This window comes from Roseateles sp., from assembly GCF_039929605.1.
GTDB lineage: Bacteria > Pseudomonadota > Gammaproteobacteria > Burkholderiales > Burkholderiaceae_C > Pelomonas.
In genome coordinates, this window is the sequence record NZ_JBDSQX010000149.1 from 14,978 (window position 1) to 35,556 (window position 20,579).

17 protein-coding genes are annotated in these 20,579 nt (G+C 68.3%); 11 read left to right on the plus strand and 6 right to left on the minus strand.

Annotated features, from left to right (window positions below):
• Nucleotides 1–122: 122 nt before the first annotated feature.
• Together ABIS05_RS20340 and ABIS05_RS20345 are read left to right on the plus strand one after the other, a co-directional pair.
• Entirely contained in the window at nt 123–2,102 is a 1,980-nt protein-coding gene (locus ABIS05_RS20340) for a prolyl oligopeptidase family serine peptidase (RefSeq protein ID WP_348011481.1), read from the plus strand.
• Nucleotides 2,103–2,176: 74 nt separating this feature from the next.
• The gene (locus ABIS05_RS20345; protein ID WP_348063320.1) at nt 2,177–2,956 is read left to right on the plus strand and encodes an alpha/beta fold hydrolase; all 780 of its coding nucleotides are present in this window, start codon (nt 2,177–2,179) and stop codon (nt 2,954–2,956) included.
• A gap of 94 nt (nt 2,957–3,050) precedes the next feature.
• Here ABIS05_RS20345 and ABIS05_RS20350 read toward each other — a convergent pair whose 3' ends face one another.
• Nucleotides 3,051–3,944, minus strand: a complete 894-nt coding sequence (locus tag ABIS05_RS20350; protein WP_348011483.1) for a sterol desaturase family protein — start codon at nt 3,942–3,944, stop codon at nt 3,051–3,053.
• Between the two features lie 50 nt (nt 3,945–3,994).
• Here ABIS05_RS20350 and ABIS05_RS20355 point away from each other — a divergent pair, with 50 nt between their 5' ends.
• The 3 genes from ABIS05_RS20355 to ABIS05_RS20365 all read left to right on the plus strand — a co-directional run bounded on the left by ABIS05_RS20355 (nt 3,995) and on the right by ABIS05_RS20365 (nt 8,010).
• Nucleotides 3,995–5,143: a DUF2804 domain-containing protein gene (locus ABIS05_RS20355; protein WP_348011484.1), complete on the plus strand. Its 1,149-nt coding sequence runs from the start codon at nt 3,995–3,997 to the stop codon at nt 5,141–5,143.
• Nucleotides 5,144–5,266: 123 nt separating this feature from the next.
• Nucleotides 5,267–6,559, plus strand: a complete 1,293-nt coding sequence (locus ABIS05_RS20360; protein WP_348011485.1) for a GGDEF domain-containing protein — start codon at nt 5,267–5,269, stop codon at nt 6,557–6,559.
• A gap of 125 nt (nt 6,560–6,684) precedes the next feature.
• Nucleotides 6,685–8,010 (plus strand): GGDEF domain-containing protein, encoded by a 1,326-nt coding sequence (locus ABIS05_RS20365; RefSeq protein ID WP_348011486.1) that lies wholly within the window; start codon nt 6,685–6,687, stop codon nt 8,008–8,010.
• 19 nt (nt 8,011–8,029) lie between these two features.
• Here ABIS05_RS20365 and clpB read toward each other — a convergent pair whose 3' ends face one another.
• Genes clpB through ABIS05_RS20380 form a run of 3 tightly spaced genes read right to left on the minus strand, consistent with a single transcriptional unit; the run spans nt 8,030 to nt 11,521 of the window.
• The gene (gene clpB / locus ABIS05_RS20370) at nt 8,030–10,627 is read right to left on the minus strand and encodes an ATP-dependent chaperone ClpB (RefSeq protein ID WP_348011487.1); all 2,598 of its coding nucleotides are present in this window, start codon (nt 10,625–10,627) and stop codon (nt 8,030–8,032) included.
• Between the two features lie 58 nt (nt 10,628–10,685).
• On the minus strand, nt 10,686–11,051 hold the full coding sequence (gene crcB, locus ABIS05_RS20375) for a fluoride efflux transporter CrcB (RefSeq protein WP_348011488.1): 366 nt from the start codon (nt 11,049–11,051) through the stop codon (nt 10,686–10,688).
• Nucleotides 11,048–11,521 carry a molybdenum cofactor biosynthesis protein MoaE gene (locus ABIS05_RS20380; RefSeq protein ID WP_348011489.1) on the minus strand — a complete coding sequence of 158 codons (474 nt, stop codon included), beginning with the start codon at nt 11,519–11,521 and terminating at the stop codon, nt 11,048–11,050. The genes crcB and ABIS05_RS20380 overlap by 4 nt, the downstream gene beginning before the upstream one ends.
• Before the next feature lie 114 nt (nt 11,522–11,635).
• Between ABIS05_RS20380 and ABIS05_RS20385 the strand changes: the two genes are divergently transcribed.
• The 6 genes from ABIS05_RS20385 to ABIS05_RS20410 all read left to right on the plus strand — a co-directional run bounded on the left by ABIS05_RS20385 (nt 11,636) and on the right by ABIS05_RS20410 (nt 16,812).
• Nucleotides 11,636–12,664, plus strand: coding sequence for an SPFH domain-containing protein (locus ABIS05_RS20385; RefSeq protein ID WP_348011490.1), 1,029 nt, complete (start codon nt 11,636–11,638; stop codon nt 12,662–12,664).
• Nucleotides 12,665–12,674: 10 nt separating this feature from the next.
• A complete protein-coding gene (locus ABIS05_RS20390; protein ID WP_348011491.1) occupies nt 12,675–13,061 on the plus strand; it encodes a VOC family protein in 387 nt (128 codons plus the stop codon).
• Nucleotides 13,062–13,079: 18 nt separating this feature from the next.
• Nucleotides 13,080–14,666, plus strand: coding sequence for a DUF4178 domain-containing protein (locus ABIS05_RS20395; protein ID WP_348011492.1), 1,587 nt, complete (start codon nt 13,080–13,082; stop codon nt 14,664–14,666).
• 24 nt (nt 14,667–14,690) lie between these two features.
• A complete protein-coding gene (locus tag ABIS05_RS20400; protein ID WP_348011493.1) occupies nt 14,691–14,912 on the plus strand; it encodes a DUF350 domain-containing protein in 222 nt (73 codons plus the stop codon).
• 117 nt (nt 14,913–15,029) lie between these two features.
• On the plus strand, nt 15,030–16,370 hold the full coding sequence (locus tag ABIS05_RS20405; protein WP_348011494.1) for a M48 family metallopeptidase: 1,341 nt from the start codon (nt 15,030–15,032) through the stop codon (nt 16,368–16,370).
• 94 nt (nt 16,371–16,464) lie between these two features.
• On the plus strand, nt 16,465–16,812 hold the full coding sequence (locus ABIS05_RS20410) for a YciI family protein (protein ID WP_348011495.1): 348 nt from the start codon (nt 16,465–16,467) through the stop codon (nt 16,810–16,812).
• Nucleotides 16,813–16,862: 50 nt separating this feature from the next.
• On the opposite strand, the gene ABIS05_RS20415 is transcribed toward ABIS05_RS20410, so the two are convergent.
• Together ABIS05_RS20415 and ABIS05_RS20420 are read right to left on the minus strand one after the other, a co-directional pair.
• Nucleotides 16,863–17,603, minus strand: coding sequence for a PEP-CTERM sorting domain-containing protein (locus ABIS05_RS20415; protein WP_348011496.1), 741 nt, complete (start codon nt 17,601–17,603; stop codon nt 16,863–16,865).
• Nucleotides 17,604–17,747: 144 nt separating this feature from the next.
• Entirely contained in the window at nt 17,748–20,561 is a 2,814-nt protein-coding gene (locus ABIS05_RS20420) for an AAA family ATPase (protein WP_348011497.1), read from the minus strand.
• Between the last annotated feature and the right edge of the window lie 18 nt (nt 20,562–20,579).

The following is a 20,579-nucleotide window of genomic DNA, read 5'->3' on the forward strand; positions in this document are numbered from 1 at the left end:
GCGCCACCCCTGGCGCGGCGAGGTGAGGATTGCCGTTTCGGGCACCCCAGGCTCTGCACCGGCCGCACTATGCTGCGCGCCGATGACAACGCTGCCACCGAGCAGCTGGAGGGGGACCTGTGATGACTTTCAGACGCTGGGCCGGCGCGACCGCCGGTTTGCTGCTGGCCGCCGCTGCGCATGCCGCGCCGCCGCCGGTCGAGGCATTCTTCGGCGATCCCGACATCGGCGAGATCGCGCTGTCGCCTTCGGGCAAGCGGCTGGCCATCACCACGGCCAAGGGCGCCAAGCGCGTGGGGCTCGTCATCCTGGACCTGGCGCCAGACGGCGCCCTGACGCGGCCGGTGCAATACAGGCAGGAAGACGTCACCAACGTCCACTGGGTCAACGATGAGCGGCTGATCTACAGCCTGACTGACTTGAGCGGCGAGCACTGGAAACCGCCCGGCCTGTATGCCGTGAACGCCGACGGCAGCGGCATGCGCACCCTCATCGAACGCGCCAGCCGGTTCGGATTCAACAAGGGCGAGCCCAACTACAGCGTGCTGGACTGGAACCACCACTTGCGCCTGGTGCCCGAGCCGCGTGCCGGCGAGGTCAACGACGAGGTGCTGGTGTCCCAGTACACCCGCGATGGCCAGACGCTGTTGTGGCTCAACACCCGCACTGCCATGACGCGCGATGTTGCCAACCAGGCCCCGGCCGGCCACGTCCAGCAATGGCTGGTCGATGCCTACGGCGTACCGCGTGCCGCGCTGAGCTTCAAGGACGACCGCGTGCAAGCGCACTGGCTCAAACCCGGCGGCACGCAATGGGAGCAACTCTTCGACACGACCGTGTTGAAGCAGCCCTTCCAGCTCCACGATGTCGACAGCAACGGCACTCTCTACGTAACCCACTCCAAAGCCGGCGGGCAGGCCGTGCTGACCCGCTACGACGCCCAGACCAAGGCGCCTGCCCAGGCCGCCATCGTGGCCACGCCGGGCTTCGATTTCGCCGGCCAACTGATCACCGAGGGCGATGCCGTGCTGGCCGTGCGGGCGCAGGTGGACAGCGAGGCGACCGTCTGGCTGGACAAGCGCATGGCCACGTTCCAACAACTGGCGGACAAGCGCCTGCCCGGTCTCATCAACCGCGTCTCCTGCCGCCGCTGCGGCCAGCCGGACATGGTTGCCATCATCAAGTCCTATCGCGATCACGACCCTGGCAAGGTCTGGCTCTACCTGGGCCAACCGCCCGACGGTGAATCCCACTGGCGCGCCATCGGCCGCGTGCGCGAAGCGGTTGACCCCGGGCAGATGGCGACGATGGATTTCCAGACCATCAAGGCCCGTGACGGGCGCGAGCTGCCGGTCTGGATCACCCGCCACGACAACGCCAAGGGGCCCCGCCCGGCCGTCGTGCTCGTGCACGGTGGGCCTTGGGTTCGCGGCCAGATCTGGCAGTGGGACCGCTGGGGCCAGTTCCTGGCCTCGCGCGGCTACGTCGTCATCGAGCCGGAGTTCCGCGGCAGCGCAGGCTATGGCGAGGCGCATCTGCGCGCCGGCTTCAAGCAATGGGGCCAGGCCATGCAGGACGACGTGACCGACTCCTTGCGCTGGGCCCAGCAGCAAGGGCTGGCCAGCGACAAGGCGTGTATCTTCGGCGCCAGCTACGGCGGCTACAGCACCTTGATGGGCCTCGCCAAGGACCCCGAGCTCTACCGCTGCGGCGTCGCCTGGCTGGCCCCTGCGGACCTGGAGCTGATGGTGCAAGGTTCGTGGTGGGTCGCGGACGACAGTTCACTGGCTCGCAAGCTGACCATCCCCGAGATGATCGGCGACCCCAAGCAGGACGCTGCCATGCTGGCCGCCAATTCACCCGTGAAGCTGGCTTCGCGCATCAAGGCGCCGCTGCTGCTGGCCTATGGGGAGGCAGACCAGCGCGTGCCGATCACGCACGGCACGCGCATGCGCGACGCGCTCAAGGCAGCCGGCAACCCGCCGGAATGGGTTTCCTACCCCGACGAGGGTCACGGCTTCGCCAAGCCCGAGAACCGGCTGGACTTCGCGCGCCGCGTGGAGGCGTTTCTGGCCCGGCACCTGGGCGCACCCTTGCCCTGACGGAAGTGCACTCAAGCAGCCGACGCTCGGCCGTGCATCACCTGCGGCGACTTGTCTTCGCGCTGGTGCTCTGCATGGTCGCGCTGGTCGCCGCCGTCGGCTTGGGTTTCGGCAGGATGGTTGACCATGTCGCGATTCGAGATTCCGGCCTGCACCCACCGTCAGTGGGGCACGTGGCCTTCGCCGTACACGTCGACGATGGGATCGACATGCCGGTTTACTCGACAGGCGCCATCCAGATCGGATGCGTGGTCATCTTCCCAGGGCAACATGGGCTCGCTGGCGGATTTGAGGGCCACATCGCGCCACTGATGGCCTCGCGAGGCGTAGCAGTCTTCACCCCCACCTACGCTTCGACGCCGAACGGACCGAAACTCACGTTGGAGCAGGCAAGGCGCTTTGCGTCTGAAGTTGTCGGGCAAGTCGAGAAACGCTGTGGTCCGAGATACGTGGTGGTCGGCCGCTCCCTCGGATCCATGGTCGCGGCATATGCCGTCAAAAATCACCGGCCAGCTGCCCTACTGCTGGAGGGTGCAAGCCCAAGCCTCGCCATGGCGGTGCGCTCAGCGCTGGGTCGTCGCCTGGTGCAGGTCCCAATGCCGCTCGAACGACTGCTGATCAAGAACTACAGCTTGCGGGACGCCCTTGGCGCAGAACAACGCTTCCCCGTGACGATCTTCCAAGGCACCCTTGATTTGCAGACTCCGATCGCTGACTTGACGGAGCCAGGAGCAGTGCCATCTTGGATCGAGATTGTCCAGGTCCCGGACGCCGATCATCAAGGAACTTGGAAAGCAGCGATGCCGCAAATCGCGGATCGAATCACAGGCGCCCTGACGAACCGCGCGCTCTGATCTTCGGCGCTTCACACCGCCGCCACAGGACGCGTCACTGACGCTTGACGGAAAGGATCTCAGAGCGCATCGACGCCTTCCTCGCGCAGTGTCTTCAGCCCTGATCCTGAAACCCGTTGCCGTGGCGCCGCCACTCCGGCGGCATCCACAGGTGCGCCAGGCGCATGCCCCAGGTCTTCTCCTGCGCCATGTCGCTGAACATGGCCCGCCACTCATGCGCGTTCAGCCAGAACAGGTTGCGCGTCGGGAATGGGTGCTCCAGGCCGTAGTCCACCGGCGCTTCCTCGGGCACGAAGCTGCCGAACAGCCGGTCGAAGACGATCAGCGTGCCACCGAAGTTCTTGTCGATGTATTGCGGGTTGCGGCCGTGGTGGGCCCGGTGGTGCGAGGGCGTGTTGAAGATGCGCTCGAACCAGCGCGGCATCTTGTCGACCCACGTCGTGTGCACGAAGAACTGGTAGCCGAGGTTGAGCGACAACGCGAACAGCACCCAGCGCGGCTCGAAGCCCAGCCACACCGCCGGCAGGTAGAACAGCCAGTTGCCGGCGACTGGGTAGAACCAGCTCTGGCGCAGCGCGGTGCCGAAGTTCATCTTCTCCGAGCCGTGGTGCACGACGTGGGCGCACCAGAACCAGCGGATGCGGTGGCTGCCACGATGAAAGCCGTAGTACAGGAACTCGACCAGCAGGAAGAGGCCGAGGAAGCGCAACGGCGTCACGTCTATCGTCCACAACCGGTGCTCGTAGACCCAGCCCATGGCCGGCAGTACAAGCACGGCCAGCAACACCAGGTCGGCCACCAGATAGCTGCCGCCGCTGTTCATGCTGTCGAAGGTGTCGCGGAAGTCGAAGACGCCGGTCTTGCGAAAGCGCCAGGCCTCCATCGCGAGGAAGACGCCGAAGACGGGCGACAACATGACGAGGGTGAGGTCGCGCCAGTCGAAGTGGCGTTGATAGAGATCAAGCAAGGGTCCGGGCAGCCAGTCCATGGTGAGATATTGCCGCCAAACCGGTATCGCCCCCCGGCGGCAAAACCCGCATGGCCATCGAGCTGAAACCTGCTCCCGCTGCGGTCGTCATCGACGGCCAGCCCGCCCATGGGCGCTACGCGGGCAGCATCGCGCGCATCGACTGGTCACCGCTGAACCCGCGCCCAAGCTGGCTGTGGCGGCGGCTGCACAACAAACGCTGGCACTACGTCGGCCTAGGCAACGACGCCGTCTTCATCGGCGTGGCCATCGTCGATGTGGGCTGGGCCTGCAGCGCCTTTGCCTACCTCTTCGACCGGCAGGACCGCAGTCTCCTGGCCGACTGGAGCCAGGACGGCTTCGCCGGCCTGCAGGCTGGCGTGTCGGACGCGCCGCTGGCCGGGGCTGACAGCTGGTTTCGCGGCCCGGGCGCGCGGCTGTCGCTGCGCCATGAGGCCGGCGACCGCCTGCACCTTCACGTAGCCACCCGCACGCTGCGTGTCGAGGCCGAGCTGGACCTGGCCGCGATGGCTCCGCCGCTGCTCGCCATCGGCCCCATCGAAGGCGGCCCAGGAGCGTGGGCGGCAGAGGGCATAGCCCGCGTTGAGTCTGGCAAGGGTGCAGGCAAGGCGCGAGGAGGCCGCGGGCTCGTGCCCGCAACGACGAGCAACGCCGCATGCGCCCTTGCCAGGCTCAACCCGGAGGGCTGGCGCGGGCTATGCCCTCTGCCGCCCACGCTCCTAGTCCACGCGACGCAGAAGACCAGCGCCCTGCCCGTGCGCGGCTGGGCCGAGGCGCAGGGCCGGCGCTTCGCGTTGGACAGCGCCTGGGCGGCGGTGGACGCCTCCAACGGCCTGCTCGCCCGCGACACCGCCTGGCGCTGGGCCAGCGCCCACCGGCCCGACATCGGCTTCAATCTGCAGCAAGGCTATTTCGGCGCTCAGGAGAACGTGCTGTGGCTTGACGGTCAGCCCGCGGCGTTGAGCGCCGCGCACTTCGACTTCGCCCCTGAGCAGCCTCTGTCGCCCTGGCGCATCCACACCAGCGACGGCCTGCTCGACCTCGTCTTCACGCCCGAGGGCGCCCGCGCGGCGAACAAGCACCTCGGCTTTGCCGCCAGCCGCTACGTGCAGCCCGTGGGCACGTTCTCGGGCGCCGTGAACGGCAGAACCGTCACGGCCCTGCCCGGTGTGACCGAGGACCATCGCTCGCTCTGGTGACCTATGCCACAAGTCTAGGCAAGCGGGGTGCAGACGCCGCCGCCTGCAGGGCCTACAGTGACCAGCACTGCGGCTGTCGGCTTCCCCTGAGTGCGATTCGACCTGAGCAAATCCAATCTCCTGATGGGCGGCATCGCCCTGACGCTTGCCGTGCTGGCCGGCCTTGAGCTGTTGCCGGCACGCACGTTGGATCTGACCGCGCCGGGCGCCGTCAGCAACCTCTATCTCATGACTGCCAGCGGCAACGCTGCTGACACGGCCGTGCAATGGCTGGACGCCGATCACCTGCACTGGCGCTGCAACTACACCTCCTTTGATAAATACCAGCCCTGCGGCCTGAGCTTCTCGCTGACCGGCGAAGACCCCGTCCGCGGCCGCGACCTCAGCCGCTTCGACACGCTGGAGATGGACCTGACCTACAAGGGGCCTGCCGCCCTCGTGCGCGTGGCCATCCGCAACTTCGACCCGCGCTTTTCCAACGCGGACGACGGCAACAGCGCGCGCATCCACTCCGTCAACCTCAGGCCGCGCGACATCCAGAAGCCGGTGCGACTGGAGCTGAGTGAGCTGACCGTGCCGGAATGGTGGGTCAGCCAGTTCAACCTGGCCCGCGAATACAACCGCCCCAGCCTGGAAAACGCCATCGCTCTGGTCATCGACGTGCCCTCCGACATGGCCGGCCAGCAGCATGAGCTGGAGCTGCGCCGGCTGACGCTCAAGGGCGAATGGGTCAGCCGCGACCGCGTCTACCTCGGCATCGTCTGCGCCTGGATGCTGGGCGCCAGCCTGATGCTGCTGCACGGCTGGACGCAGCTGCGGCAGAACAGCAACCGCCAGCAGCGCGAGATCGACGCACTGATGGCGCGCACCCGCCAGCTGCGCATCGAGCAGGACAAGCTGCGCCGCCTGGCCACCATCGACGAGCTGACCGGCGTGCTGAACCGGCGCGGCATGGAGCAGTCGCTGGACGACTTCGAAGAGGCGTGCCAGGGCATGACGCTGGTGATGCTGGACATCGACCACTTCAAGCGCGTCAACGACCGCCTCGGCCACGACTGCGGCGACGAGGTGCTCAAGCGCGTGGCCGCCGTCGTGGCGGCCAACCTGCGCGCCAGCGACGTCTTCGGCCGCTGGGGCGGGGAGGAATTCCTCATCGCCTGCCAGGGCACCCGCATCCGCGACGCCACCCGCCTGGCCGAGAAGCTGCGCGAGCGCGTGGAGCAGAGCGAGATCCACAGCTCGGGCGGCCGCATCAACGTGACGGCCAGCTTCGGCGTGGCGCTGGCGCCACCCGGCGCCCAGGCAGGCGGCGCACTCAAGCGCGCCGACGAAGCCCTCTACCGCGCCAAGGAAGCGGGCCGCAACCGCGTCGAGATGGACCGCGCGCTGCAAAGCGACGCGCCGACCACCGTCTGAGCGACGGTCGCCATGGGGATCGGTGCAAGGTGTGACCGATTCGACGGACCGCGGACGGACCGCGGACTGACTTCAGGACCCGCAGGCCCTAAAGTGCGCTGCACTGCGACTGTCAGACGACTTGCGTGCGATACGACCTCAGCAACCCCAACCTCCTCTTCGCTGGTATCGCCCTGACGCTTGCCGCGATGGTCGGCGTTGAGCTGCTGCCGCCGCGCACTCTGGATCTGATGGCGCCTGGCGCCGCGAATGGCCCCTATCTGATCAATTCGGACGGCACCCAGAACGACGCCTCGGTGCAATGGCTGGACGAACGGCAACGACGCCTGACATGCCGCTACACCACTGCCAAGCCTTACCTGGGTTGCGGGCTGGTTTTTGTGCTGACCGGCGAGGACTTGACTCACGGCCTTGACCTGAGTCGATTCGACAGCGTCGAGGTGGACATGTCGTACAAAGGGCCCTCGCCCTTCGTGCGGCTGGCCATCCGCAACTTCGATCTGCGCTTCTCCAAGGTTTCGGCCCCCAACAGCTCACGCTTTCACTCCGTCAACCTGCGGCTGCGCGACATCGGCAAACCGGTGGAGGTGGACCTGAACGAATTGACGGTTGCGGATTGGTGGATTCTTAACAACGACCTCCCCCGGGAATTCAACCGCCCCGGCCTGGAGAACGCCATCGTGGTGTTGATCGACCTGCCCATGGTGGAACTCGGCCAGGGCCACGAGATGCAGTTGCGCAGCATGACGCTGAAGGGCCACTGGGTCAGCCGCGACCGCGTCTACCTCGGCATTCTGTGCGCCTGGCTGCTGGCTGCGAGCGGGATGGCGCTGCGCGGCTGGAGCCAGCTGCGCCAGAGCCACAGCCGCCAGCAGCGCGAGATCGACGCGCTGACGGCGCGCACCCGCCAGTTGCGCGTCGAGCAGGAGAACCTGCGCCGCCTGGCGACCATCGACGAGCTGACCGGCGTGCTCAACCGCCGCGGCCTGGAACAGTCGATGGACGACTTCGAAGAGGCGTCCCAGGGCATGACGCTGGTGATGCTGGACATCGACCATTTCAAGCGCGTCAACGACCGCCTTGGCCATGACTGCGGCGACGAGGTGCTCAAGCGCGTTGCCGCCGTCGTGGCGGCCAACCTGCGCGCCAGCGACGTCTTTGGCCGCTGGGGCGGCGAGGAGTTCCTGATCGCCTGCCAGGGCACGCGCGTGCGTGATGCGGCCCGCCTGGCCGAGAAGTTGCGCGAGCGCGTACAGCAAAGCGAAATCAACAGCAGCGGCGGCCGCATCACCGTGACGGCCAGCTTCGGCGTGGCGCTGGCGCCGCCCGGCGCCCCCGCAGCCGGCGCCCTCAAGCGCGCCGACGAGGCGCTCTACCGCGCCAAGGGAGCAGGCCGCAACCGCGTCGAGATCGACCAAGCCCTGCAAAGCGACGCGCCGACAACGGTCTGAGCCCGCCGCCGGCGGTGCGTCAATGCACCACTCGGCCGAATGAGAACTCGCCGCCCTCCACGTCCACCGGGATCACATCCTTCGGCCCGAACTTGCCCTCCAGGATGAGCCGCGACAGCGGGTTCTCCACGCGCTGCTGGATGGCCCGCTTCAACGGCCGTGCGCCGAACACCGGATCGAATCCGACCTTGGCCAGTTCGTCCAGCGCCGCCTCGCTGATGTCGAGCTTCATCTCCAGCTTCTCCAGCCGTGTTTCGAGCAGGCGCAACTGGATGCGGGCGATGGACTTGATGTGGTCGGCACCCAGCGCGTGGAAGATGACGGTCTCGTCGATGCGGTTCAGGAACTCGGGCCGGAAGTGCGCCTTGACCTCGCCCCACACCGCCTCGCGAATGACTTCATCGCTCTCGCCCGACAGCGCCATGATGTGCTGCGAGCCGAGGTTGGACGTCATCACGATGACGGTGTTCTTGAAGTCCACCGTGCGGCCCTGGCCGTCGGTCAGGCGGCCATCGTCCAGCACCTGCAGCAGCACGTTGAACACGTCCGGGTGCGCCTTCTCGACCTCGTCGAGCAGCAGCACCGAGTAAGGCTTGCGCCGCACCGCTTCGGTCAGCGTGCCGCCTTCCTCGTAGCCCACGTAGCCGGGCGGCGCGCCGATCAGCCGCGACACCGAATGCTTCTCCATGAACTCGCTCATGTCGATGCGCACCATGTGGTCCTCGCTGTCGAACAGGAAGCCCGCCAGCGCCTTGCACAGCTCGGTCTTGCCCACGCCCGTCGGGCCGAGGAACAGGAAGCTACCCAGCGGCCGGTTCGGGTCGGACAGGCCCGCACGTGAGCGGCGGATGGCGTCGGACACGGCCTGGATCGCCTCGGCCTGGCCCACCACGCGCTCATGCAGCTTGCCCTCCATCTGCAACAGCTTCTCGCGCTCGCCCTGCATCAGCTTGGCGACCGGGATGCCGGTGGAGCGCGCCACCACTTCGGCAATCTCCTCGGCGCCCACCAGCGTGCGCAGCAGGCGCGGCCGGGCCGTGCCCTTGCCCTTGCTGCTGGCTTCCTTGTCCTGCGCCTCGTTCAGCTGCTTTTCCAGCTTGGGCAAGCGGTCGTACTGCAACTCGGCGAGCTTGTTGAAGTCGCCCTTGCGCTTGAGTTCCTCGATCTGCTGCTTGATGCGGTCGATTTCTTCCTTCACATGCGCCGAGCCCTGGGCCTGGGCCTTTTCGGCCGTCCAGATTTCTTCCAGGTCCTCGTACTCGCGCTGCAGCTTGAGCAACTCGTCCTCGATCAGGCCGAAGCGCTTCTGCGAGCCTTCGTCCTTCTCCTTGCGCACCGCCTCGCGCTCGATCTTGAGCTGGATCATGCGGCGGTCCAGCCGGTCCATCGCCTCGGGCTTGGAGTCGATCTCGATCTTGATCTTGGCGGCCGCCTCGTCGATGAGGTCGATGGCCTTGTCGGGCAGGAAGCGGTCGGTGATGTAGCGGTGGCTCAGCTCGGCCGCGGCAATGATGGCCGGGTCGGTGATCTCCACGCCGTGGTGCACCTCGTACTTCTCCTGCAGGCCGCGCAGGATGGCGATGGTGGCCTCCACGCTGGGCTCGTCCACCAGCACCTTCTGGAAGCGACGCTCCAGCGCGGCGTCCTTCTCGACGTACTTGCGGTACTCGTTCAGCGTCGTCGCGCCGATGCAGTGCAACTCCCCGCGCGCCAGGGCGGGCTTGAGCATGTTGCCGGCGTCGATGGAGCCTTCGGACTTGCCGGCGCCCACCATGGTGTGGATCTCGTCGATGAAGAGGATGGTCTGGCCGGCGTCCTGGCTCACTTCCTTCAGCACACCCTTGAGGCGTTCCTCGAAGTCGCCGCGGTACTTGGCGCCGGCCAGCAGCAGCGCCATGTCCAGCACCAGCACGCGCTTGCCCTTCAGGCTCTCCGGCACCTCGCCGTTGACGATGCGCTGCGCCAGGCCCTCGACGATCGCCGTCTTGCCGACGCCCGGCTCGCCGATCAACACCGGGTTGTTCTTGCTACGCCGCTGCAACACCTGGATCGTGCGGCGGATTTCTTCGTCTCGGCCGATCACCGGGTCTAGCTTGCCCAGGCGGGCGCGCTCGGTCAGGTCCAGCGTGTACTTCTTCAACGCCTCGCGCTGGCCTTCGGCGTCGGCCGAATCGACCTTCTGCCCGCCGCGCACCGACTCGATGGCTCCTTCCAGCGCCTTGCGCGTGAGGCCATGGCCGCGCACGACACCCGCCAGGTCGGTCTTGGCATCGGCCAGCGCCAGCAGGAACATCTCGCTGGCGATGAACTGGTCGCCGCGCTTGGTGCCCTCCTTCTCGGCGGCCTGCAGCAGCGAGACGAGGTCGCGCCCCGCCTGCACCGCCTGGCCCGAGCCGCTGACCTGGGGCAGCCCGGCCATCAGGCCGTCCAGCGCCGTCTTCAGCCCCTGGACATTGACGCCGCCACGTTGCAGCAAAGCACGCGGGCCGTCATCCTGCGCCAGCATCGCCGCCAGCACGTGGGTGGGCTCGATGTAGGGGTTGTCGCGGGCGAGGGCCAGGCTCTGGGCCTCGCCCAAAGCCTCCTGGAAACGGGTGGTCAGCTTGTCGGCACGCATGGTGGAAATCCTCCGGTTGCGAGACAAGTGGGCGCCGCGCGGCGCTTTTCAAGTTGCGCTAGATCAAGGCCAGGATCAACTTCATGCCCAGCCATGCGGCAAAAAGCGCTCCCAGCACATGGGTCAGCGTGTGCGCGGCCGCCATACCGAAATCGCCGTGCCGCAGCAGTGCCAGCGACTCGCCCGAAAACGCCGAGAACGTCGTCAACCCACCCAGGAAGCCAGTCACCAGCAAAAGTTTCAGCAAATCATTCGGCTGGCGGCCGAACCACTCCAGCGCCATGCCGATCAGAAAGCCGCCCACCAGATTGACCAGCAGCGTGCCAAGTGGGAAGCCCACCCAGCGGCTGTTGAACATCACGCCCACCTGCCAGCGCGTCAGCGCGCCTAAAGCCGCGCCGATGGAAACCGCCAGCGCATTCAAACCGCATTCCCCGCCGCAATGCCCCAGCGCGCCAGCGCCTCGTCGTCCGCCACCCGGGCGTCCACCCAGTGCGCGCCGGCCGGCGTGTGCTCCTTCTTCCAGAACGGCGCCTGGGTCTTAAGGTAGTCCATCAGGAATTCGCAGGCCTGGAAGGCCTGTCCGCGGTGGGCGCTGGTGACGAGCACCAGCACGATCTGGTCGCACGCCTGCAGGGCGCCGACGCGGTGGATGACCCGGGCCGCGCGGATGTCGAAGCGGGCAAATGCGTTGTCCACCATCGCCTCGATGGCGGCTTCGGTCATGCCGGGATAGTGTTCAAGCGCCATGCCGCTCACCGCCTGACTGCCGCTGTGCTCACGCACCGTGCCGACAAACGCGACGACGGCGCCGACACCGCCATCCCCAAAGCGCAGGGCGGCCGTCTCGGCGCCTAGGTCGAAATCTTCTGTCTGGATGCAAACTCTGCGCATGACGCGGATTCTCTCCTCGCCCCACGGTGAGATTCACCTGTTTGGCCACGGCAACATCCGGCCGACGCCGGATACTCCCGTCCAAATTTCTCTTCACCGCATGCGGGAACCGACATGGCCCTGATGGATTTCATCAAGAAACAGTTCATAGACGTCATCCAGTGGACCGAGGACGCTGACGGCACGCTGGCCTGGCGCTTCCCGATGTCCGGCATGGAAATCCAGAACGGCGGCCAGCTCGTCGTGCGCGAATCGCAGGTCGCCGTCTTCGTCAACGAGGGCCAGGTGGCCGACGTCTTCGGCCCCGGCACGCACCGCCTGACGACGCAGACGCTGCCCGTGCTGACCTATCTCAAGAACTGGGACAAGCTGTTCGAGTCGCCCTTCAAGAGCGATGTCTACTTCTTCAGCACCCGCCAGCAGATCGACCAACGCTGGGGCACCAGCCAGCCGGTCACCATCCGCGACAAGGACTTCGGCGCCGTGCGCCTGCGTGCGTTCGGCAACTACGCCTACCGCATGAAGGACGCCAAGGCCTTCCACAGCCAGATCTCCGGCACGCGCGAGCGCTACACGACGGCCGAGCTCGACGGCCAACTGCGCGGCCTGATGCTGCAGCACATCAGCGACGCCGTCGCCAGCAGCGGCACGGCCTTCCTGGACTTGGCGGCCAACCAGATCGAGTTCGCCGCCGCGCTCAAGACCGCGACGGCGCCGTCCTTCGAGGCCATCGGCCTGGAGCTGCTGTCGGTGACGATGCAGAACGTGTCCCTGCCCGAGGAGCTGCAGAAGATCCTCGACCAGCGCATCGGCATGGGCATCATTGGCCAGAACATGGGCCAGTTCATCCAGTACCAAACGGCCCAGGCGCTGCCTGAGCTGGCCAAGGGTGGCTCCGGCGGCAGCGGCATTGCCGGCGAGGCCATCGGCCTGGGCGCCGGCGTGGCACTGGGCCAGACGCTGGCGCAGACGCTGGGCCAGGGCCTGGCGGGCGTTGGCGCCGCGGCACCCGCCCCGGCCGCCAGCAAGCCCGAGGACATCGTCTCGCTGCTGGAGAAGCTCGGCGACCTCAAGGCCAAGGGCATCCTGACCGACGAGGAATTCGCCGCCAAGAAGGCCGACCTGCTGAAGAAGCTGGGCTGAGGAGGCCGCTGTGATCGACCACACCGGCGTCGTCGTCAGCGACTTCGAACGCAGCCAGCACTTCTACCGTCAGGCGCTCGGCGCCATCGGCTACGAGCTACTCGCCGAGTTTTCGGCCGATGTCACCGGGCATACCGACGTGGCGGGCTTCGGCGAAGCGCCCAAACCGGATTTCTGGATCAGCCGTGGCACGCCCAACCAGCCGCCGCTGCATGTGGCCTTTCGGGTAGGTAGCCGCGCGATGGTGCAGGCCTTCCACCAGGCGGCGCTGGCGGCGGGCGGGCGAGACAACGGTAGCCCCGGGCTGCGCCCCCACTACCACGCCAACTATTTCGGCGCCTTCGTGCTGGATCCAGATGGTCACAACATCGAAGCGGTGTGCCACCAAGCCGAATGATGGCGGCCTCACTGCCGCATGACTGACACCGCAAACGCCCAGCGCCGCTGGCGCGCCGCTTGTCCGAACTGTGGCGCACCGGTTGAGTTCGCGAGCGCAGCTTCGGCGAGCGCCGTCTGCGGCTTCTGCCGCAGCACGCTGCTGCGCGATGGCGACACGCTGAGCAAGATCGGCCAGAGCGCCGAGATCTTCGACGACTACTCGCCGCTGCAACTCGGTGCGAGCGGCCGCTGGATGGGCAGCGCCTTCACCGCCGTCGGCCGCGTGCAGCGTGGCTCGGAGTTGGGCAACTGGAACGAATGGCATCTGCTGTTCGACGCAGGCGGTGACAGCCCGCGCGTGGCCTGGCTCAGCGAAGACAACGGCCAGTTCGTCCTCAGCCTTGAAGCACCTCTCACCGAATCACCGCCGCTGGAACTCCAGGTCGGCCTGCCGCTGACGCTGGCCGGCCAGCGCTGGCAGGTCGCTGCCGTCGTGCAGGCCGTCGTGCGTGCGGCCGAGGGCGAGCTGCCGCGCGTGCCGCGCACGGGTCGCGTCGTCGAGCTGCGCAATGCACAGAATGAAGTCGGCACGCTGGAGTTTCGCGAGGACGGCCCACCGGTCTGGTCCGTCGGCCGCGCCGTGCAGCTGGCTGAACTGGCCTTGCAAGGCCTGCGCACGACGGCCGAAGGCGAGTCCATTGCCGAGGCAAAGTTCGCCGGCCGCAGCATCGCCTGCCCCAGTTGCGGCGCGCCGCTGGCGCCCAAGCTCGCGCAGAGCAAGAGCATGGCCTGCGGGCAATGCCAGGCGGTCGTCGATCTGCCGGAAGGTGATGCCAAGGCGCTGGGCTTCACCGCGCAATCGCCCGGCGCCGAACCGCTGATCCCGCTCGGCCGCACCGGCATGCTGGCCCTTGCTGGCGAGAAACCGCAAAGCTGGACCGTCGTCGGCTACCAGGAGCGCTGCGACATCCCCGAAGACGCCGAGGACGAGCAGAGCTTCTGGCGCGAATACCTGCTCTTCAACCGCCTGACCGGCTTCGCCTTCCTCATCGACACGCGCGAAGGCTGGAGCTTCGTGGCCACGACGACGGGCGCGCCCGAGGCTGCGCGTGGCGGCGCCAAATGGCAGGGCCGCGCCTACGACGAACGCTGGACCTACCAGGCCAAGACGACCCACGTGCTCGGCGAGTTCTACTGGCCGGTGCGCCTGGACGACCGCGTCAAGGTCACCGACTACGCCAGCAAGGACGGCCAGTACCTGCTGAGCCGCGAGCAGCAAGGCCCCGAAGTCACCTGGAGTGGCGGGCAGACGCTAGAGGCGGCCACGGTGCAGAAGGCCTTCGGCCTGTCGGCGCCCGCCGCCCAGTTCACGCGCGACGCCTCGGCGTTCAAGAGCGGCGGCACGCTGCTGCGCAATATCGTCATCGGCCTGCTCCTCATCGTGCTGTTGTTCGCTCTGCTGCGCGCCTGCTCCAGCGACGACTGCCAGCGCTACAAGGACAGCTTCGGCGAAGCCAGCAACGAGTACCGACAATGCCGCGCCAGCGCACGCAGCGGCGGCTACATCGGCAACACGGGTGGCAGCTACGGCGGCTACAGCAGCGGTGGCGGCGGCCACAAGTAAGAAGACCCACAAGGAGCGCTCACCATGACCCTCGACTGGCTCAGACCCGAAGTCGTCCTCGGCTCGACGATGTACGCCCTCATCGGCGTTGTCATCTTCTGGCTCTGTTTCATCATCGTGGACAAGATCACGCCCTACAAACTGTGGGAGGAACTCGTCGAACACAAGAACGTGGCCCTGGCCATCGTCGTCGGCGCGATGTGCATTTCCATCGGCAACATCGTCGCTGCTGCCATCCACGGCTGAGGCCGAGTATCGAGCGCTGAAGCCGCCCGTTCCGCCCTGCACGCAGCCTGTCGCAACGCGCCTCCCGGTGCGGCGCGCGTCGCCACAATCGCGCCGTTTCAATACCCGGAGGACTTGATGAAGAAATGGTTGACCGCCCTTGCACTGGGCATGGCCCTGACGCTGGCCCAGGCGGCGGACACAGACACCGCCGCAGCCCAGGCCCAAGCTCAAAAAGCCGACGCCACCGCCCAGGCCTCCGGCTTCAAGATCCGCCCCGTCGACGACGCCTGGCGTGCCGCCCTGCCCCGCAATGCCGAGGCCGCGACCCAGGCCTACATGGACCGGCTGCCCGCCGAGGTTGTCGCCAAGTCCGACGCCTACTACACCGGTGGCTACTGGCTGCAGCTGTGGGATCTGCTGCTCGGGCTGGCCGTTGCCGTGCTGATGATGAGTGGCGGCCGCGCCGCACGGGTGCGTGACTGGGCGATGCGCGTCGGCAAAGGGCCGGTGCGCCGCGACATGCTGGTCGGCGCCGTCTATGTGGCCGCATCGACGGTGCTGACCCTGCCGCTGGCCGTCTACGAGGGCTGGTGGCGCGAGCAGGCTTACGGCATGTCGACCCAGACCCTGCAGGCCTGGCTGGGTGAGGCGGTGCTCATCCAGGGTTTCAACATGCTGTTGATGGCTCTCGTTGTCGCGGGCCTGTATGCGCTGATGCGCCGCACCGGTGCGCGCTGGTGGATCTGGGGTACGGCCGGCGGCATGGCCGTGCTGATCGTCATCGTCGCCATCTCGCCAGTGCTGATCGAGCCGGCCTTCAACACCTACAAGCCGGTCGAAGACGGCCCGGTCAAGAGCGCCGTGCTGCAGATGGCCCATGCCAACGGCGTGCCGGTGGACAACGTCTATGTCTTCGATGCTTCGCGCCAGACCACGCGTGTCAGCGCTAACGTGGCCGGCCTGTTCGGCAGCGCCGCCGTGCGACTGAACGACAACCTGCTGCGCCGCACGTCCGAGCCCGAGATCCGCGCCGTGATGGGCCATGAGCTGGGCCACTACGTGATGAACCACGTCGCCAAGACCATGGCCATGCTGACCCTGGTGCTCTTCGTCGGCTTTGCCACCGTGCAATGGCTGCTGGGCCGCCTGCTGGCGCGCTTCGCCTCCGCCACCGGCGTGAGCCGGGTCGACGATGTGGCCGGCTTGCCGATGCTGATGGCCGTGTTTTCGGTCTTCTTCGCGCTCGCGACGCCGATCAACAACAGCATCATGCGTGTTCAGGAGGCCGAGGCCGACCAGTTCGGCCTCAACCTGTCGCGCGAGCCGCATGGCTTTGCTGAGGCTCAGCTGCGCATCGTCGAATATCGCAAGGCCGACCCCGGCGCCGTGGAAGAGTTCATCTTCTTCCACCACCCGAGCACCCGCCACCGCGTCTATGACGCAATGCGCTGGCGCGAGGCCATGGGCACACCATGAAAATGGAGCCCGTCGTCCAAGGCGTACCTTGGCCGGTCTCCCCGGGGGACGGTGCCCTGCCCGCAGTTGGGCACGCCACTGAACGGAGAAACGGATGTCCTTCGCCCACGACTTCGCCGCGCTGACGGACAACGCCCAGGAGAACTGGACGCTGTTCGCCGTGCGCTTTCACGACAAGGCCGGTGCGGGCGAGCTGCGCCGCGAGTTGCTGCAGGCCCATCTCGAATGGGTCGCTGCCCATGCCGACACACTGCGCGCCGCCGGCTCGCTACGCGAGTCGCCGGGCGCAACGCCCGTCGGCGGCCTGTGGGTCGTGCGCGCGCCGGACAAGGCTGCGGTCGAGGCGCTGATCGCGACCGACCCCTTCACCACCGGCGGCCTGCGCGCCGGCTGGGACATCTTCTACTGGAGCAAGGCCGTGCCCCAGCCGGTGTCGTTCTAGGAGGCTGCCGGGATTGGGGTCGGGTGCGCGACCCCAAGCCCGACAGCCTCCTAGCGGCGGCGGCGCAGGCCGACGGCCACCAGGCCCGCCACCATCAACCCCCACGTGGCCGGCTCGGGCACTGCGGCAGCGAAGGGCGTGATTTGGATGGCCTCGATGGTGCCGAAGCGGTGGTAGTACTGGCTGCTGGCCGGGCTGAAGAAGAACAGGTCCATCTTGGCAGCCGCATCGCTCTTGCTCAGATCGGGCAGCGTGGTGCCGATGATCTGGAACTGGCCCTTGGGTCCACCGAAGGGCGAGAACCACGGGTATTTGTCGGACGGGTCCGCACCGCCCGGGCCGAAGTGGCCGACGACCAGCACGTCCAGTGCCCCCCAGGCGTAACCGGCCGGCACCGGGCCCGCGACGGCACCGCCGTTGAGCGTCAGCTGTTGGCCGTTGTAGTCGGCGTACTCTTCGATGCGGCTGCCCGTGGCGCCGAAATGCAGGCCGGCCACATCCAGGCTGGTGCTGCCCTGGGTGGCGTTGCTGATGTAGTCCGTCCGCACACCCGAGATGATGGCAATCGGGTTGGACGAGATCACCGTGTCGAAAGTGAAGCTGGCCTGGAAGACCGCACCCACCGGCACCAGGGCGGTGAGGTCGGCCGGCGTGCCCGCCATGACGGGGTCCATGTGGCCCTGCACATACCAGGTCACCTCCACGGCACTGGCCGGCGCGCTCAATGCCAGGGCCAGCAGTGCGCCGGCGATGGCGCCGGTGCAGCGCTTCAGGGTCTTGTCTTCATTCATTCCATGCTCCTCGCGCCGACCGCCGGCGCCATGGGCTCACGTTAGGCAGGCGGGGGTTACGGATCGGTAACGCCGGCACCCCTCAGGAGAGGGGCCTGTGCCGCCGCGATTGGGGACGCGATCGGGGACGCGACTTGGGAAGCTTTAGCGCCCGCCGCGCAGGCGCTCGCGCAGTTGCTGCACCGGCGGCGACTGGCAGCCGGCCAGCAGCAGGCCGGCCAACGCGGCCTGGGCCGGCAGCGGGTGGTCCAGCCAGGGCCAGAGGTCGCAGCTGACGCACAGCTCGTTGAGCGCCAGCACACCGTTGCGCAGCAGCACGGCGTCGTGGCCCAGCCAGGCGCGCAAGCGATGCACGGCCACCTTCAGCGACGCCGCTGCCTTGTCGCCTTCGGTGTCGGGCCACAGCCAGTCGGACAGCTCGGCCTGCGTCGCGCCCTGGCGGCGGCGCACCACCAGCACGGCCAACAGTTCGCGCAGCTTGACCGGCGGCTTGGTGCCGCCAGGCAGCGCTGCCGCCGGGTCGTCCACCTCCACCTCCAACGGGCCCAGCGCGCGGATGCGCACGGGCATGGGCCAGAGGCTGGCGTCCTGGCCGGGCGGCGGCGCCAGGCGCTTCTCGCGTATCCACTGGCGGGCGGTGTCCGGCAGGATGCTGCGCTCCAGCGCGAAGGCGAGCAGACGTGCACGCATCGGGCTGCGCCAGCCGCAGTCGCTGTGGAAGCCGCCGAGCTGCTTGACCCGCAGCATGCGCTCGACCTGCTTGGCCAGGCCGGCCTCGTCGCCCTGCTGCAGCGCGATCTCGGCGCCGGCGCAGAAGGCGATGTAGGCAAAGGTCAGGTTGCCGCTGCCCTTGGCCAGGGCGAGCTGGGCGCGGTAGGCGGCCTCGGCGCCGGCCAGGTCACCGGCGTGCAGGCAGGCGGGCGCCAGCGCCGACAGCACGATGATCTTGTGGAACAACGAGCCCAGGCTCTCGGCCAGCGGCCAGGCGGTGCGGGCGTGGGCCAGCGCCAGCGCGGCGTCGCCCCGGCTGAGCGCATACCAGCTGCGGAAGAAGTGATGGACCATGCTGTCCAGCCGCTTGTGGCCGCGCTCGGTCAGCGCCAGCCGCGCCAGATAGCCCTCGGCGCGCGGCCAGTCCTCCTGCGACAGCGCGCAGAAGATGCCCTGGGTCAGCAGGAAAAAGTCGCGCACGTGGATGCCGCTGGACTCGGCTAGCGCCAGACCGCGCTCGACCTTGGCGTGGCAGCTCGCCGGGTCGCCGCACTGCCAGTCGACGATGGCCGCGTTGGACCACCAGATCAGCCGCGCCAGTGGCGGCATGTCGGCACCGCCGCGGTCGACCTCGGCGTCGAAGGCGCCGTAGAGCGCCCGCCCGCCGGGGAAGTCTCCCGCCCACCACAGGCGGTAGATCAGCAACTGGGCTGCCGCCGTGACGCGGCTGGCGGCGTCGGGCGCCTGCTCCACGGCCAGCGCGGTGGCCTGCGCGTAGCGGGCCAGGCGCGGGTCTTCGGCACGGCCGTACATCAACGCGGTGAGAGCGTCAGCCGCGCAGCGGAAGCGCCATTCGCCGGGGGGTTCGCCCAAAGCGGCCTGCAGCAGCTCCAGTTCGTCCACCAGCTCGGCCAGGCCCTGCACGGCGCCCCACTGCACGACGTAGCTGGCCACCTCGCCGCACCAGGCGCGGCAGGCGTCCTCGGCGTTGCCGGCGGCGACGAAAGCCGCCCGGCTGCGCGCGAACAGCGGCCGCGCGTCCTCAGGTGCCAGCGGCACCAGCGCCTCGGCCCGCCAAAGCTCACGCGCCGGGCCGGGCTCACCCGGCAGCGCATCCAGCCAGCCCAGCACTTGGCGGTGGCGGCCCTGCGCCAGCCAGCGCCGGCCCTGCTCGGCCAGCAGCGCCAGCGCGGCCGCCTCGTCGCCTGCGGCCACAAGCAGGTTCATGGCCATGTCGGGCGTGCGAGAGCGGACCCACGCCGCACGCTCGCGCCGCGCCTCAGCCAGCTCGGCGGGCGACTCCAGCGCGCGGTTGCGCTCGCGCAGGCCGTCGCGCAGCAGGTCATGCAGCCGCCAGGCGTCAGCATCGGTCAGGTCGACGAAGTAGCGACGCTGCGCCAGCTCGTCGAGTAACCGGGCCACGGGCGGCGCGAGGCGGACCTCGGCACGCGGCAGCTCGGGCAGCTCGGCCGCCAGGCGCAGCTCGCGCCGCGCGTCGGCCGGCAGCAGGGCCAGGATCTCCTCGGCCAGGAATTCGCTGAGCGCACCACCCACCGCCGCCGGGCCGCCCGGGCGCGCCAACGCCAGCACGTGGGCCATCCAGCCGCCCGCCTCGGTCAGTCGGTCGGCCTCGGCCGCGCTCCAGTCGCGGCCGGACACGGCACGCGCCACTTCCGTCGCTTCGTCCGGCGTCAGGCCCAGGTCGTCGTAGACCGCCAGCCAACCCGCCATCAGGCCGCGCGACAGCGGCAGGGCCGGCGGCCGGCGGCTGATCAGCAGAAAGCCGAGCCGGCCATCGGCACCGGCCGCCACCTCGCGCGCGGCCTCCAGCAGCTCGAACAGCGCGGCGTCCTCGGGCAGGCGGTGGCAGTCGTCGAACACCAGCGTCAGCGGCTCCGGCGACAGCGCCAGCCATTGCTGGAAGAACTGGCGCGCAAAGCTGCGCAGCTCGGTCTGGTGCTCGGGCGACCAGGCCGGCAGCCGCGCTGCATCGCCGTGCTCGGGGTGGCGGCGCAGCGCGTCGAGCAGGCCGGCGATGTCGGCATCGTCCTCGTCGAGCCGGTACCAGACACAGCGCCGCGCGCCGGCCTGCGCCAGCCACTGCGCGGCCACCGAGGTCTTGCCGGCACCCGGCAGGCCCAGCAGCCAGACCAGCGGATGGCTGCGCAGCCGCTCGTCCAGCGCCTGCACCTGCCGGTGGCGCAACACCTGCCCCTCGGGGCGGGGCGGTACGAGTTTGTAGGGCAAGGCGGGCATCCGGCGAGG